At 71.5% G+C, this 13,070-nt stretch carries 15 protein-coding genes; 6 read left to right on the top strand and 9 right to left on the bottom strand.

Going from position 1 to position 13,070, the window contains the following annotated elements:
* Positions 1–46 precede the first annotated feature (46 nt).
* Positions 47–1,162, bottom strand: coding sequence for a CPBP family intramembrane glutamic endopeptidase (locus ACGFIB_RS26985; RefSeq protein ID WP_393375896.1), 1,116 nt, complete (start codon positions 1,160–1,162; stop codon positions 47–49).
* 28 nt (positions 1,163–1,190) lie between these two features.
* Positions 1,191–2,129, bottom strand: a complete 939-nt coding sequence (locus tag ACGFIB_RS26980) for an HpcH/HpaI aldolase/citrate lyase family protein (RefSeq protein WP_142571343.1) — start codon at positions 2,127–2,129, stop codon at positions 1,191–1,193.
* A gap of 35 nt (positions 2,130–2,164) precedes the next feature.
* On the opposite strand from ACGFIB_RS26980, the gene ACGFIB_RS26975 reads away from it, so the two are divergent.
* The gene (locus ACGFIB_RS26975; RefSeq protein ID WP_393375893.1) at positions 2,165–2,557 is read left to right on the top strand and encodes a hypothetical protein; all 393 of its coding nucleotides are present in this window, start codon (positions 2,165–2,167) and stop codon (positions 2,555–2,557) included.
* Between the two features lie 3 nt (positions 2,558–2,560).
* Here the strand turns inward: ACGFIB_RS26975 and ACGFIB_RS26970 are convergent, their stop codons facing one another.
* A complete protein-coding gene (locus ACGFIB_RS26970; RefSeq protein WP_142571341.1) occupies positions 2,561–3,505 on the bottom strand; it encodes an EamA family transporter in 945 nt (314 codons plus the stop codon).
* Between the two features lie 85 nt (positions 3,506–3,590).
* Here ACGFIB_RS26970 and ACGFIB_RS26965 point away from each other — a divergent pair, with 85 nt between their 5' ends.
* The 3 genes from ACGFIB_RS26965 to ACGFIB_RS26955 are packed head-to-tail and all read left to right on the top strand — an operon-like array spanning position 3,591 to position 6,458.
* Entirely contained in the window at positions 3,591–4,796 is a 1,206-nt protein-coding gene (locus ACGFIB_RS26965) for a magnesium transporter MgtE N-terminal domain-containing protein (RefSeq protein WP_142571340.1), read from the top strand.
* A gap of 10 nt (positions 4,797–4,806) precedes the next feature.
* Positions 4,807–5,301, top strand: a complete 495-nt coding sequence (locus ACGFIB_RS26960; protein ID WP_142571339.1) for a DUF1003 domain-containing protein — start codon at positions 4,807–4,809, stop codon at positions 5,299–5,301.
* A gap of 17 nt (positions 5,302–5,318) precedes the next feature.
* Positions 5,319–6,458: an Mrp/NBP35 family ATP-binding protein gene (locus ACGFIB_RS26955; RefSeq protein ID WP_167748243.1), complete on the top strand. Its 1,140-nt coding sequence runs from the start codon at positions 5,319–5,321 to the stop codon at positions 6,456–6,458.
* A 27-nt stretch (positions 6,459–6,485) separates the two neighbouring features.
* Here ACGFIB_RS26955 and ACGFIB_RS26950 read toward each other — a convergent pair whose 3' ends face one another.
* The 4 genes from ACGFIB_RS26950 to sigE all read right to left on the bottom strand — a co-directional run bounded on the left by ACGFIB_RS26950 (position 6,486) and on the right by sigE (position 9,477).
* Entirely contained in the window at positions 6,486–6,833 is a 348-nt protein-coding gene (locus ACGFIB_RS26950; protein WP_191052443.1) for a sec-independent translocase, read from the bottom strand.
* A gap of 79 nt (positions 6,834–6,912) precedes the next feature.
* On the bottom strand, positions 6,913–8,202 hold the full coding sequence (locus ACGFIB_RS26945) for a S1C family serine protease (protein ID WP_142571337.1): 1,290 nt from the start codon (positions 8,200–8,202) through the stop codon (positions 6,913–6,915).
* A 106-nt stretch (positions 8,203–8,308) separates the two neighbouring features.
* On the bottom strand, positions 8,309–8,872 hold the full coding sequence (locus ACGFIB_RS26940) for an anti-sigma factor family protein (protein ID WP_142571336.1): 564 nt from the start codon (positions 8,870–8,872) through the stop codon (positions 8,309–8,311).
* Positions 8,869–9,477 (bottom strand): RNA polymerase sigma factor SigE, encoded by a 609-nt coding sequence (gene sigE, locus ACGFIB_RS26935; protein WP_142571438.1) that lies wholly within the window; start codon positions 9,475–9,477, stop codon positions 8,869–8,871. The genes ACGFIB_RS26940 and sigE overlap by 4 nt, the downstream gene beginning before the upstream one ends.
* Before the next feature lie 185 nt (positions 9,478–9,662).
* Here sigE and ACGFIB_RS26930 point away from each other — a divergent pair, with 185 nt between their 5' ends.
* Positions 9,663–10,292 carry an O-methyltransferase gene (locus ACGFIB_RS26930; RefSeq protein WP_357250153.1) on the top strand — a complete coding sequence of 210 codons (630 nt, stop codon included), beginning with the start codon at positions 9,663–9,665 and terminating at the stop codon, positions 10,290–10,292.
* A gap of 30 nt (positions 10,293–10,322) precedes the next feature.
* Here ACGFIB_RS26930 and ACGFIB_RS26925 read toward each other — a convergent pair whose 3' ends face one another.
* Together ACGFIB_RS26925 and ACGFIB_RS26920 are read right to left on the bottom strand one after the other, a co-directional pair.
* Positions 10,323–11,714 (bottom strand): leucyl aminopeptidase, encoded by a 1,392-nt coding sequence (locus ACGFIB_RS26925; RefSeq protein ID WP_393376009.1) that lies wholly within the window; start codon positions 11,712–11,714, stop codon positions 10,323–10,325.
* Positions 11,715–11,941: 227 nt separating this feature from the next.
* The gene (locus ACGFIB_RS26920; RefSeq protein ID WP_082777371.1) at positions 11,942–12,109 is read right to left on the bottom strand and encodes a DUF3117 domain-containing protein; all 168 of its coding nucleotides are present in this window, start codon (positions 12,107–12,109) and stop codon (positions 11,942–11,944) included.
* A gap of 126 nt (positions 12,110–12,235) precedes the next feature.
* Here ACGFIB_RS26920 and ACGFIB_RS26915 point away from each other — a divergent pair, with 126 nt between their 5' ends.
* Complete coding sequence (locus ACGFIB_RS26915; RefSeq protein WP_223853174.1) at positions 12,236–13,057, top strand: PaaX family transcriptional regulator; 822 nt, start codon at positions 12,236–12,238, stop codon at positions 13,055–13,057.
* Positions 13,058–13,070: the final 13 nt, after the last annotated feature.

Below are 13,070 nucleotides of genomic sequence, written 5' to 3'. Positions count from 1 at the left end.
AGAGCAACACGGGAAGAGCGTGCGGGCCATACCTCTCTAGTGAGATTTATCGGGAGACCGTCTGAATTGCCCACTTTCGGGCGATTATCAGCACGCCGATGCCGAAAACCGCGAACTGGACGGCCGATCCGATCAGCGACTCCCAGGGCACCTCGCCCTGTTCCATCGCGCTTCCCATGTCCCCCGAAGCCGCGACGACTCCGAACGCCACAATGTTGTTGGTCGCGTGCAGGGCGATCGGCGCCTCCAGCCCGCCGGTGCGGACCGCCAGCCACCCCATGAGCATGCCGAACGCGAAGACGTAGACGATTCCCCAGCCCGTGTAGCCGTGCGAGGCGGCGAAGGCCGCCGCGCCCACCAGGATCGCCGGCCACGGATTGCGCAGGTATGCCCCGAACCCCTGGATGATCCACCCGCGGTAGGCATACTCCTCGGCCGCCGACTGGAACGGCACCAGCAGCAGGACCACGATGATGGCCGGGAGGAACTCCCCCCAGCCCGCCCAGCGGAATCCGGGATCCACCCCGGCGGACAGCAGAGTCATCGCCTCGACCACCTGGCCGAGCACGACCGCCACCAGCGCGACCAGCAGGCAGGCCCCCAGCCACCGCCACCGCAGCCGCAGGGCCACCGACGACAGCGACCCCGGCGGTCTTCGCTGGAGCAGCCACGCCGCGCCGAGCACCAGCGGCAGCAGCAGAGCGATGACCCCCAGCTGGAACCCGAGGTCGAGGACGGGATCGGCGAACAGCCGGGTCCCCGTCCGCACCATGGGCACTCCGGTGACGAGCGAGATCACGAAGGCCACCAGGCCGACGAAGATCGAGAGCACCAGGAAGACCGCGATGATCGCCGCCGTGCCGAGGATCGGCCGCCACCAGCGGTGCGACGCCGTACGGGCCAGGCGGTCGTAACGGGTGCCGGTCGGGGGCGGGACGACCCAGCGGGCCCGCGGGGGCGGCCCCCACGGATAAGGTCCCGCGTACGGGCCCCCGTACGGGCCTGTAGACGACCACTGTGGCTGGGCCGCGGCGGGTGGCGGCGGCTGCGGCGGACCGGCCGGCCAGGCGGTCCCGCCCGCGTACGGCCCGGGTGCCAGGTAGGGACCGGGCAGCTGGTTCGGGCCGGCGGCCTGTTCCGGGCCCGGCTGTGGTTCGTTCATATGTCCATTCTTCGCGTGCCGCGGGTGATCAGCTGGGCGGGGTGAAGGAGCCGGACCGGGTAAGGCCGGCGGCGCGGCCCTTGGCCGCCACCACCAGTGCCATCTTCCGCGACGCCTCGTCGATCATCTCGTTGCCCAGCATGACCGCGCCCCGCTTCTCGACCGTCGTGTAGTACTCGTACGCGTCGAGGATGAGCTCGGCGTGGTCGTAGTCCTCCTGCGACGGCGAGAACACCTCGTTGGCCGCCTCCACCTGCGACGGGTGGAGCACCCACTTGCCGTCGAACCCAAGGGCGGCCGACCGCATGGCGACCCGGCGGAAGCCCTCCAGGTCGCGGATCTGCAGGTATGGCCCGTCGACCGCCTGGAGTCCGTGCGCACGGGCGGCCATCAGGATGCGCATGAGGATGTAGTGGTAGGCGTCGCCCTCGCCGTATCCGGGGGGTTGCTCGCCCACCACGAGCGTCCGCATGCCGATCGAGGCCATGAAGTCGGCCGGGCCGAAGACCAGCGTCTCCAGCCGGGGCGAGGAGGCGGCGATGTCGTCCACGTTGACGAGGCCCCGGGCGTCCTCGATCTGTGCCTCGATGCCGATGCCACCCTCGGGCAGGCCGGTGGCCCGCTCTATCTGGCCGAGAAGGGTGTCGAGCCAGGCGACGTGGGAGGCGTCCGCGGCCTTCGGCAGCATGAGGCAGTCGAGCCGGTCGCCGGCGCCTTCGACGACCTCGATGACGTCCCGGTAGGTCCATCGGGTGGTGAGGTCGTTGACCCGCACGACGACCGTCTTCCCCGTCCAGTCGCCCTCCCTGAGCGCGGCGACGACGTTGCGGCGCGCCTCGTCCTTCGCGCCGGGCGCGACGGAGTCCTCCAGGTCCAGGAAGACCTCGTCGGCGGCGAGACCCTGGGCCTTTTCCAGGAAACGCGGGTTGCTGCCCGGCACCGCCAGGCACGAACGTCGAGCGCGCATGGGCACACCGTAGCGTGGTCAATAGGCTGGGAGGCATGAACCTCCCGGTGATCGAAGAGGGCGCGAAGAAGTCCGGCGTGTTGTGGCTCGGCCTGCCCTCCGGGGTCCGGCTGGCCTGGCACGTGTGGCACGACGGCGCGCTCTACCTGGTGGCCGGCGGAGGGGAGCAGTCGCTGCCCGGGCTGGCCGAGCTCGCGGCCGGGCGGAGCGAGATCGAGGTCGTGCTCCGCAGCAAGGACAACGGCGCCGAACTCGTCCGTTTCCCGGCCGTCGCCGAGGTGGTGGACCAGGCGGCCGCCCCCGAGGCCGTGGCCGCGCTGGCCAAGGAGCGCCTGAACGCCCGCGACGCCGCGGGTCTGACCGCCCGCTGGGCCGAGGGGTCCACCGTCGTACGGCTCACCCCCGCACCTGATCTACCCGGCACCTGAGCCTCACACGCGTACGGTCTCGGCCACCTCGGCGGTGTGCTGCTCCGAGCCGAGCCGTACGGTGGCGGTCTGGGCCAGCAGAGCCCCGGCGAGCACGATCACGCCACCGGCGATCTGGGCGGCTCCCAGCCGCTCCCCGAGCAGCACCCAGGCGACCACCGCGCCCGCGATGACCTCCATCGAGGCGACCGTCGCCCCGACCGCGGCCGACAGCCGCCGGACGGCCGTGACCCCGGTCGCGTACGCGATCACGGTGGCCACCACGACCAGCACGACGCCGGCCGCGGCGACCGGCACCGTGTGACCGGAGACCTCGACGGCGCGGGTGAACGCCGGCCAGTCGATGTTCCAGGGCCGGGAGAGGGGCAGCAGGACGACCGCCGAGCCGAGCATGGCCCAGCCGATCAGGCCCAGCGTGTCCACGTCGTCCCCGAACGAATCGCTCATCAGGAAATATCCGGCGCAGCAGGCGGCGGCGACAAGGGCGAGCAGCAGGCCGAGCGCGTCGAGGCGCAGCCCCTCCCAGACCTGCACGACGATCGCCAGCCCGGCGACCGCGATCAGCGCCCCCAGGTAGGCCGAGCGCGGCAGCCGCAGCCGCCGGACGAACCGCACCCACAGGACCACCATCACCGGAGAGGTGTACTCGATCAGCAGCGCCACACCGACCGGCAGACGGGTGATGGCCACGAAGTAGAGGGCCTGCACGGCGGCCACGGCGATCGCGGCGTACGCCGCGAAGAACAGCAGGCGGTCGCGGGGGATGCGCAGCGCGCGCGGCCTGACGACGGCCAGGACCGCCAGCAGGAGCACGCCGGCCCCCGCCATGCGGACCCACACGGCCTCCAGCGGCGTGAGCCCCGCCGCGCCGAGGATCTTCGCCATCGGTCCGGAGAACCCGAAACAGAAGGCCGAGACGGTCGCGATCGCCAGGCTGACAGCCCTCATCGTCACCTGCCCATGTAATTACCAATAATCGGCTTTGATCCTGTCATAACCCGGAGCCGTCCGCATCCGTGCGTAACCTGGCAGAGTGGATCGGATCTTCGTGGCGCGCCTGGCGGGACTGGCGGTCTTCGACCCGGCCGGCGACCAGATCGGCCGGATCCGGGACGTCGTCGTCTCGCTGCGTGGACCGATGCTCCCCCGGGTGCACGGCTTCGTCGTCGAGGTCCAGCCACGCCGGCGGGTCTTCCTGCCGATCACCAGGATCACCAGCATCGAGGCCCGCGCGCTCATCTTCACCGGCAAGCTCAACATGCGCAGGTTCGAGTGCCGGGACGCCGAGACGCTCGCCATCGGGGAGATGCTCGACCGCACCGTCACGTACAAGGGCGAGCGGGTGACCGTACAGGACCTGGCCATGGAGCAGCCGCGGCCGTCCGACTGGCTCATCACGAAGGTCGCGGTACGCCGCGGGACGCGGCGCAGGGGCGAGACGCTGATCGTCGACTGGGACGAGATCACCGGCTTCGCGGGGATCCAGAAGGACCAGGGCGCGGCCAACCTGCTCGCCGCCTTCGAGGCGCTGCGCCCGGCCGACCTGGCGAACATGCTGCACGAGCTGCCGACCAAGCGGATGGCCGAGGTCGCCGCCGCGCTGGACGACGACCGGCTCGCCGACGTGCTGGAGGAGCTGCCCGAGCGCGACCAGGTGCTCGTGCTGAGCCGGCTGCACCGGGAGCGCGCCGCCGACGTGCTGGAGGAGATGAGCCCCGACGACGCCGCCGACCTGCTGCAGGAGCTGCCCGCCGAGCAGGCCGAGGGGCTGCTGCGGCTCATGGTGCCCGAAGAGGCCGCGCCGGTCCGGCGGTTGCTGACCTACGGCGAGTTCACCGCCGGCGGCATGATGACGACCGAGCCGGTCGTCCTCCCGCCGACCTCCACCGTGGCCGAGGCCCTGGCGCACATCCGTCAGGAGGAGCGTCCCCCCGCCGTCGCCGCCCAGGTGTACGTGACCCGCCCGCCGGGCGAGACGCCGACCGGGCGCTTCCTGGGGGTGGCGCACTTCCAGCGGCTGCTCAGGGAGCCTCCGTCGACGCTGCTCGGCAGCGTGATAGACATCACCGTGGACCCGATCAGGCCCGAGCTGACGGTCCACGAGGTGGCGTCGTACCTCGCGACGTACAACCTGGTCGCGGTCCCCGTCGTGGACGAGCTGGGCCGCCTGCTCGGCGCGGTGACCGTCGACGACGTGCTCGACCACATGCTCCCGGAGGACTGGCGGGAACGCCCATGACAGAACGCCCATGACAGAACGCCTCGACCAGCCGCGCGAGCTGACCTACCGCCTGCGGCTCTACTACGACCCCGAGGCGTTCGGCGAGTTCTCGGAGCGGTTCGCGCGCTTCCTCGGCACGGCACGGTTCATCGTCTACATGACCGTGTTCGTCGGGGTGTGGCTGCTGTGGAACGTGTTCGCGCCGTACAAGTTCGATCCCTACCCGTTCATCTTCCTGACCCTGATGCTCTCGCTCCAGGCGTCGTACGCCGCGCCGCTGATCCTGCTGGCGCAGAACCGGCAGGCCGACCGCGACCGCATCCAGTACGAGCAGGACAGGATGACGGCCGAGCGCGACCAGGCCGAGATCGAGTACCTCACCCGGGAGATCGCCGGGCTGCGCATAACGCTCGGCGAGGTGGCCACACGCGACTACATCCGCTCGGAGCTCCAGCGTCTGCAGGACGAGTTGACCGCGGATCCGCCTAGATCGCGTGGGGCGGGTTCGGAGGATGCCCGCTGAGTCCATAGCATGGATTCATGGCACCATCCCCTGAACTGGTCATGGCCGCGCTGGCTACGGTGAACGACCCGGAGATCCGCCGGCCGATCACCGAGCTCGGCATGGTCAAGAACGTCGACATCTCCCCCGACGGGGTGGTGCGCGTTGGCGTGCTCCTGACCGTCGCCGGCTGCCCCCTGAAGGACACCATCACCCGAGACGTCACCGGAGCCGTGTCCCGGATCGACGGCGTGTCCCGCGTCCACGTGGACATGGACGTCATGAGTCCCGAGCAACGCAAGGAACTGCAGACGAAGCTGCGCGGCGACCGCGGGCCGGAGAAGGAGATTCCCTTCGCCAAGCCCGGCTCGCTGACCCGCGTGTTCGCCGTCGCGAGCGGCAAGGGCGGCGTCGGCAAGTCGTCCGTCACGGTGAACCTCGCCGCCGCGATGGCCTCCCAAGGCCTGAAGGTCGGCGTCGTGGACGCCGACATCTACGGCCACTCGGTGCCGCGCATGCTCGGCGTGAGCGAGCGGCCCACCAAGGTCGAGGACATGATCATGCCGCCGGTGGCGCATGACATCAAGGTCATCTCGGTCGGCATGTTCAAGCCCGAGGGCAACACGCCGGTGGTGTGGCGCGGCCCGATGCTCGACCGCGCGCTGTACCAGTTCCTCACCGACGTCTACTGGGGCGACCTCGACGTCCTGCTGATGGACCTGCCGCCGGGCACCGGCGACATCGCGATCTCGGTCGCCCAGCGCATGCCCACGGCCGAGATCCTGGTCGTGACTACTCCGCAGCAGGCCGCCGCCGAGGTGGCCGAGCGGGCCGGGTCGATCGCCGCCCAGACCCACCAGCAGATCGCGGGCGTCATCGAGAACATGGCGTGGCTGCCCTGCCCGCACTGCGACGAACGCATCTCCGTCTTCGGCGAGGGCGGCGGCCAGACCGTGGCCGACGCGCTGACCCGCACGCTGGGCGCTCGCGTGCCGCTGCTCGGCCAGGTGCCGATCGACATGCGGCTGCGTGAGGGGGGCGACGAGGGCAAGCCGCTCGTGCTGACCGACCCCGACGCCCCGGCGGCCGCCGAGCTGCGCAGGATCGCGGCCGACCTCGGCAAGAAGTCGACCAGCCTCAAGGGCCTGAAGCTCGACATCTCACCGGTCAAGCACTAGGGAGCGCCCGGCACGACCCAGAGCGGGTCAGGTCGCCTCGTTGTCGTACGGCGGGATCTCCCCCACGCCCAGTTCCGGCGTGGGGGCGGCGACCGGCTCGGCCGTCGCGTCCGGGCTGTTGTTCCAGTCGTTCTCGATGTCCTCGAGCAGGTGCTTGCGCACGAAGTTCTTGGGGTTGAGATCGGCCGGGTCGAAGTTGGCGAACTCGGGCCCCATGTTGGCCTGCAGGTCCGCCTTCGCGTTGTTGGCCATCTGCCGGAGCTGCCGCAGCGTGCGGCCCGCCTGCGAGGCCGCCTGCGGCAGCTTCTCCGGTCCGAAGACGAGCAGGGCGATCACCACCAGCGCCAGGGCCTCCCCCCAGCCGAGTCCGAACATGGCGATCTCCTCCTGCACGTGTGACGCTGAACTCAGACTAATGCCCGCGCCCCGAGCTGTGGACAGGGGACGCCCTCCTTCATGAGGGCCGCGCGCTGGGGGCGGGAGCCGCGCCGACCGTGACCGTGGCCGTCCGCACCTCGCCGTCGTGCCGGAACCTGATCCGCACCTGGTCGCCGGGGGCCTTGCTGCGGATGGTGACGATCAGCTCCCGGCTGTCGCTCACGGCCTGGCCGTCGACCTCCAGGATGACGTCTCCCGCGTGCAGGCCCGCCTTCGCGGCCGGGCCCCCCGGCGTGACCGGCACGGTGCCGCCCTCGGTCTGGGTGGCGATCCGCACCCCCTGGCCCTGGTAGCTCTGGTCGATCGTGATGCCGATCCTGGAGGTGCGGGCCGTTCCCGTGGTGATGAGCTCCTTCGCGATCCGGCGCGCCTGGTTCACGGGGATCGCGAAGCCGAGGCCGATGCTGCCGGACTGCTCGCCGAGCAGGGACCCGCCGACGGTGGCGATCGCCGAGTTCACCCCGATCACCTCGCCCGCGGCGTTGACCAGGGGGCCGCCCGAGTTGCCGGGGTTGATGGCGGCGTCCGTCTGGATCGCGTTGATGAGCGCGTAGTCGGACCCGGTGCTGCCGCCCGCCTCGACGGGCCGGTTGAGCGAGCTGACGATGCCGGTGGTGACCGTGCCGGACAGGCCGAGGGGCGAGCCGACCGCGATGACGGGGTCGCCGACGACCACACCGTCGGAGTTGCCGAGGGGCAGCTCCGGCGCCCTGACGGTCCCGTCCGGCTTGACGATCGCGATGTCGGAGTTGGGGTCGCGGCCGACCACGCGCGCCCCCGAGGAGGTGCGGTCGTTGTAGCGGATGCGGATCTGCCCGGCCTGTCCCGCGACGGCCACGACGTGGTTGTTCGTGATGATGTAGCCGCCCTTGATGACGAAGCCCGACCCGGTGCCGGCCTCGCTGTTGCCCTTGACCTCCAGCGAGACCACGCTGGGCAGGACCTTGGCGGCCACCCCGGCCACCGACTCGGGCGGCCGGGCCGTGGGCTGCTTCGACGGGGTGCTCAGCGCGTATCCGGGGTCGATGCCGGAGGAGGGACGCGTCAGCAGGAACGTGCCCCAGCTCGCCAGCCCGCCCGCCACGAGCGCGATGACCACGGCCAGAGCGGCGAACAGCGCGATGTTCGGGCCGCGCGGCTCCCGCTGCGGCACGACGGGATACAACGGCGGCGGAGCCCATCCGGGGCCCATGCCGTACGCGTCGGTGGAGGGCGGAGGGCCGTCCGCAGGGCCCTGCGGCTCCTCGCCCGCGGGAAGGAACTCGGGCCGGTCCGACGCGCCGTACGGACGCGTTTCGTCGGTCATCGCGGCAGTCACTCCTCGCACACGGCGTCATCCGCTGAGCAGCCGCGGTAACGAGGAACGCGGCACACGTCGGCTGTGGTGTCCGATCGTATGCCGATTCCCCGAATCAGCGCGAAAGCCCCCCGGTGACGCTGGGTGACGGGGTGGGCGACACGCTCACCACGGGCGCCCTGTTCTGGGCGGGATGCTGTACGAACATCTGGCCGGGTGTCGGGTTCGGGGTGGCCGTGGATCCCCCGGCCATGAGCATGGTGCCGAGGGCGACGGCGGCGCCGGCCATTCCCACGGCGACGTATCCCGCTCGTCTGGCCCTACCGGGCCGCCCCGGCCTCGATCGTCCCTCGTCCCGGCCCCGGGGCCGGTTGTCCATGGGCCCGGCGGCGTGCATGCCGGGCAGTCGCCCGGTGCCGAAGGCCGGATGGTCGGGAAAGGGCCGCATCCGCGGCGGCAACGGCCCTCCAGGCTCCGCCATGCGCAGCAGCGACATGGTGAGGTCCGCCGGCATGGCGGGCGGATCCATGGACCGCAGGCGGGACTTCAGCGCGCGCATCGCGTCGACCTCCGCGCGGCAGTCCGCGCAGAAGGTCAGGTGCGCGAGCGCGCGTTCCCGCTCGTTGTGACTGAGTTCGCCGTCGATGAGCGCGGAGACGCGCTCGTCAAGATGACTCACAGTCCCTCCCTGCTGATTGAAGGGGGGGTTTGATCGCCGTTCCGGTTCGCGGAGGGCGCCCGGTGGTCGAGTGCCTCCCGCAGTTGGGCGCGCCCGCGGTGAATGCGGCTGCGCACCGTGCCGAGTTTCACGCCGAGTGTCGCGGCGATCTCCTCGTAGGACAGTCCCTCGATGTCGCACAGCACCACGGCCGCCCGGAACTCCGGAGCCAGGGCGTCGAGCGCGGCCTGGATGTCGGGCTCCAGGTGTGCGTCGTCGTACGCCTGCGCCGGGGACGGCTCGCGGCCGCGCAGCCGCTCCGCGGCGTCGTCCGCCAGCCCCTCGAAGCGGATGCGCTGCCTGCGCCGCGCCATGTCGAGGAAGAGGTTCGTCGTGATCCGGTGCAGCCACCCCTCGAACGTGCCCGGGGTGTAGCTCGACAGGGACCGGAAGACCCGGACGAAGACTTCCTGAGTGAGGTCCTCGGCGTCGTGGACGTTACCCGTGAGCCGATAGGCCAGCCGGTAGACCCGAGCGGAATGAGTTCGGACGACCTCCTCCCAGGTGGGAGGCGTCCAGTCGGACACCGAAGTCTCCGCCTGGTGGTCGTGCTCGTCCACCGGCATTCCTCTCTGCAGGATCGTCGCTACAGCCATAGTGCCTGGTTTCGCCCCTTCCTGCGCACCGCGAGCCGAGCGGTCTCGAACAAAGACCGTTCAAAGCGTGCAACGTCCCCGTTGTGGCGTGAGTTCCCGTTCCGGTCCGACTCCCCTAGGCTGCGTCCAAGATGAAGCAGGGGAGGGAGAGGCCGATGGCGACACCGGCCAGCCTGGAGTACGCGGAGGAGTTCGTCCCGGAGGACGACATCCTGCGGACCGCACGCCGGCGTGGCATCGAGGTCGGGGCGCACCCGATCCTGCCCGGGTGCGGAGCGGCGCTCTGCTTCCTCGCCACCGTGGTGAACGCGCGCTCGGTGGTGGAGGTCGGCACCGGATGCGGGGTCTCCGGCCTGTGGCTGCTGCGCGGCATGCGCCCGGACGGCACGCTCACGAGCGTGGACGTGGAGCCGGAACATCAGCGCATGGCTCGGCAGACGTTCGCGGAGGCGGGGTTCTCCGGCAGCCGCATCCGCCTGATCGGCGGCCGCGCGCTCGACGTCCTTCCCCGCCTCGCCGACGGCGGCTACGACATGGTCTTCTGCGACGCGGCCAAGCAGGAGTACATCGACTACCTCAACGAGTCGGTACGGCTCCTGCGCCGGGGCGGGGTCGTCGTCTTCTCCGACGCCTTCTGCGACGACCAGGTGGCCGACCCCACCCGGCGCGACCCGGACACGGTCGCGATCCGGGAGCTGGGCAAGCTCGCGAGGAACGACGAACGGCTGCGTCCCCTGATGCTGCCGCTCGGCTCCGGGCTGCTGGCCGCCGTCAGACTCGACTGACCGGCGGCCGCCGCGGGACCGCTCCGCCCCTCAGGCCGTCGTGCGGACCCGTGAAGCGGTGGTGAGGTAGCGCAGGAGCAGGCGGACACCGAAGCCGGTGCCGCCCTTGGTGATCTCGCCCTCGTCGGAGGCGGCCCGCGCGGGCCCCGCGATGTCCAGGTGCGCCCAGGGCCGCCCGCCGGTGAACTCCCGCAGGAACAGGGCGGCGGCGATCGACCCCGCCGCGCCCGACATCCTCCTGTCGACGTTGGCCAGGTCGGCCACGTCGGAGTCGAGCATCGCGCGGTAGTCCTCGACGAGCGGCATCCGCCACAGCCGCTCCCCGCCCGCCTCTCCGGCGGCCACCAGGTCCGCGGCCAGCGACTCGTCGGTGGCGTAGAGCGCGCCCAGGTTCACGCCGAGCGCTACCTTGGCCGCGCCGGTCAGCGTGGCGACGTCGATCACGACGTCCGGGTCCAGTTCGGCGTGGGCGTACGCCAGCGCGTCGGCCAGCACGAGACGGCCCTCCGCGTCGGTGTTCAGCACCTCCACCGTGCGCCCGCCGTACTGGGTGATGACGTCTCCGGGCCGCTGCGCCGAGCCGGAGATGGAGTTCTCCGCGCACGCCACGAGCCCGGTGACCCGCACCGGGGCATCGAAGGCCGCCAGCGCGCTCATCGCGGCGATGACGGCGGCCCCGCCCGCCATGTCGGTCTTCATCGCCTTCATGCCCTCGGTGGGCTTCAGGGAAAGGCCGCCGGTGTCGAACGTGATGCCCTTGCCGACGAGCACCACGTGGGCCTGCGGGTTGTCCGGCGTGTAGGAGAGCTGGACCAGGCACGGCGGGCTGATCGACCCCTGCCCGACCGCCCGGATGCCGCCGAACTCGCCGAGCTCGGACTCCTCCCACACGCGTACGTCGAGCCCGGAGCCGGCGGCGACCGCCTTGGCCTGCTCGGCGAGCCAGGCGGGCGTCTTCACGGAGGAGGGGGTGTTGACGAGGTCACGGGCGAGCGCTGCGGCCCGCGCGACCGCCTCGCCGCGCTTCAGGTCCCGCTCGTCCCCGCCGACGAAGACGATCTCCCCGACCGGCTTCGAGCGGCCGTTGCCCACGGTGAACGCGTACGCCGCGAGCAGCGCGCCCTCGGCCAGGGCGGCCACATCCCCCTCGGACGGGACGACGACCGACAGCGACGCCCTGCCCTTGGCCCGCCTCGCGACGGCCGCCCCGGCCTTGCGCAGCGCGGCGGCCGAGCCGTCGCCGACGCCGTAGAACAGGACGCGCCGCACGCCGCCGCCGTCCCGGACGGTGGGCACCTCCACGACCTCGCCGGGCTCCCCCTTGGCCTCGTAGTGCGCCAGCAGCGCGTCCACCGGCACGGGAGACTCCAGCCAGGGCGCCGGGGCAGGGGCCGTCGGTCCGGGGCCGAAAGGCACGGCCACCAGGTCGGCGTCCGGCGCGGGCCCGGCACCGTGAGCGCCGTGAGTGCCGTGAGTGCCGTGAGCGCCGTGCGCGCTCTGGGGGCTCTGAGCGCCGTGAGCGCGGTGAGCGCTGTGAGCATCGGCGAGGACCGGCGTGGTCTCGATGGGCACGTCCACCTCCAACAGGGCGGCCCCGGGGCGGGATCTCCCGCCGCCAGGGCCGTGAATCGAACAGGTCGGCCGACGGATCAGCCGACCACCTTCTTGAGCGCGTCACCGAGGGCGCCGGCCTCGTCCGCGGACAGCTCCACGACGAGTCGGCCGCCACCTTCGAGAGGGACCCGCATGACGATGCCCCGTCCTTCCTTGGTGACCTCCAGCGGACCGTCACCGGTCCGTGGCTTCATCGCCGCCATGCGTGTATCCCTTCCCGCGTTGTCGGCCGCCCCGGAGGGTAACCGGCGTATTCACGTTTCTGTGATGTTCTATTATCCCGCCTCCGAGCTCAAAAAGGTAACGGCCCGGCTCCGGTCAGTGGATCAATGCGACGGGGCACGCGTTGTGGGCGGACCGGACGTGACCCCACACTGGGTGGGGTGAACGCCCGAGCCGCGCTTTTCGACCTCTTTGGGGACCACCTTCGCACTCGTGGCAGCCGTGCCTCGGTGGCCGCGCTCGTGAGACTGCTCTCGCCGCTCGACATCGCGGCGCCGGCGGTCAGGACCGCGATATCGCGCATGGTCAGGCAGGGCTGGCTCGACCCCGTACGGCTACCGCAGGGGCCGGGGTACGCGGTCACGCCGAAGTGCGAGCGCAGGCTCGACGAGACGGCGGTCCGCGTCTACCGGCGGGGCGCCGCGCCGTGGAGCGGCCGCTGGCACGTCCTGGTGCTCGAACCGGTCAGGGACCGGGCACGGCGCGAACGGCTGCGTGCCGACCTCGCCTTCCTCGGGTACGCCCCGCTGTCGGAGACGACCTGGATCGGCCCACGTCCCTCGCCCGAGCTCGACGCGCTGCGGGTCCCCGGCCACCGGTTCGACGCCGCGTACGAGGGCGACCCGCGGGACCTGCTCGCGCGCGCGTGGGACCTGGACGGCATCGGCAGCGCGTACGAGGATTGGCTGGCCAGCGCCGCGGACCTGGTGGGCTCGCTGCCGGAGGACGCCCCGGACGACCGGGTCTTCGCGATCCGCAGCAGATTGGTGCACGGCTGGCGCAACTTCCTGTTCCGCGACCCCGGGCTGCCCGCCGAGCTGCTGCCGCCGGGCTGGCCGGGGGAGAAGGCCCGCACCTTCTTCGAGCAGGAGGCCGCCCGGCTGCTGCCCGCCGCCGCCGCGTTCGTCGAGCGCAATCTGACGACCTGAATGGAGCCGCCCG

The sequence above is a fragment of the Microbispora bryophytorum genome, assembly GCF_043197435.1.
Taxonomy (GTDB): Bacteria; Actinomycetota; Actinomycetes; order Streptosporangiales; family Streptosporangiaceae; genus Microbispora; species Microbispora bryophytorum.
The sequence above is the reverse complement of the archived record's forward strand: the minus strand, read 5'-3'. Positions and strand labels throughout refer to the sequence as shown.

What these genes read in the sequence shown, in the direction of transcription:
- ACGFIB_RS26975 (WP_393375893.1), top strand. Translation starts at nt 2,165, where the DNA reads ATGAACCTCCCGGTGATCGAAGAGGGCGCGAAGAAGTCCGGCGTGTTG.
- ACGFIB_RS26930 (WP_357250153.1), top strand. Translation starts at nt 9,663, where the DNA reads ATGGCGACACCGGCCAGCCTGGAGTACGCGGAGGAGTTCGTCCCGGAG.
- ACGFIB_RS26950 (WP_191052443.1), bottom strand. Translation starts at nt 6,833, where the DNA reads ATGTTCGGACTCGGCTGGGGGGAGGCCCTGGCGCTGGTGGTGATCGCC.
- ACGFIB_RS26985 (WP_393375896.1), bottom strand. Translation starts at nt 1,162, where the DNA reads ATGAACGAACCACAGCCGGGCCCGGAACAGGCCGCCGGCCCGAACCAG.
- ACGFIB_RS26960 (WP_142571339.1), top strand. Translation starts at nt 4,807, where the DNA reads ATGACAGAACGCCTCGACCAGCCGCGCGAGCTGACCTACCGCCTGCGG.
- ACGFIB_RS26920 (WP_082777371.1), bottom strand. Translation starts at nt 12,109, where the DNA reads ATGGCGGCGATGAAGCCACGGACCGGTGACGGTCCGCTGGAGGTCACC.
- ACGFIB_RS26980 (WP_142571343.1), bottom strand. Translation starts at nt 2,129, where the DNA reads ATGCGCGCTCGACGTTCGTGCCTGGCGGTGCCGGGCAGCAACCCGCGT.
- sigE (WP_142571438.1), bottom strand. Translation starts at nt 9,477, where the DNA reads ATGCCGGTGGACGAGCACGACCACCAGGCGGAGACTTCGGTGTCCGAC.
- ACGFIB_RS26955 (WP_167748243.1), top strand. Translation starts at nt 5,319, where the DNA reads ATGGCACCATCCCCTGAACTGGTCATGGCCGCGCTGGCTACGGTGAAC.
- ACGFIB_RS26945 (WP_142571337.1), bottom strand. Translation starts at nt 8,202, where the DNA reads ATGACCGACGAAACGCGTCCGTACGGCGCGTCGGACCGGCCCGAGTTC.
- ACGFIB_RS26915 (WP_223853174.1), top strand. Translation starts at nt 12,236, where the DNA reads ATGCGACGGGGCACGCGTTGTGGGCGGACCGGACGTGACCCCACACTG.
- ACGFIB_RS26970 (WP_142571341.1), bottom strand. Translation starts at nt 3,505, where the DNA reads ATGAGGGCTGTCAGCCTGGCGATCGCGACCGTCTCGGCCTTCTGTTTC.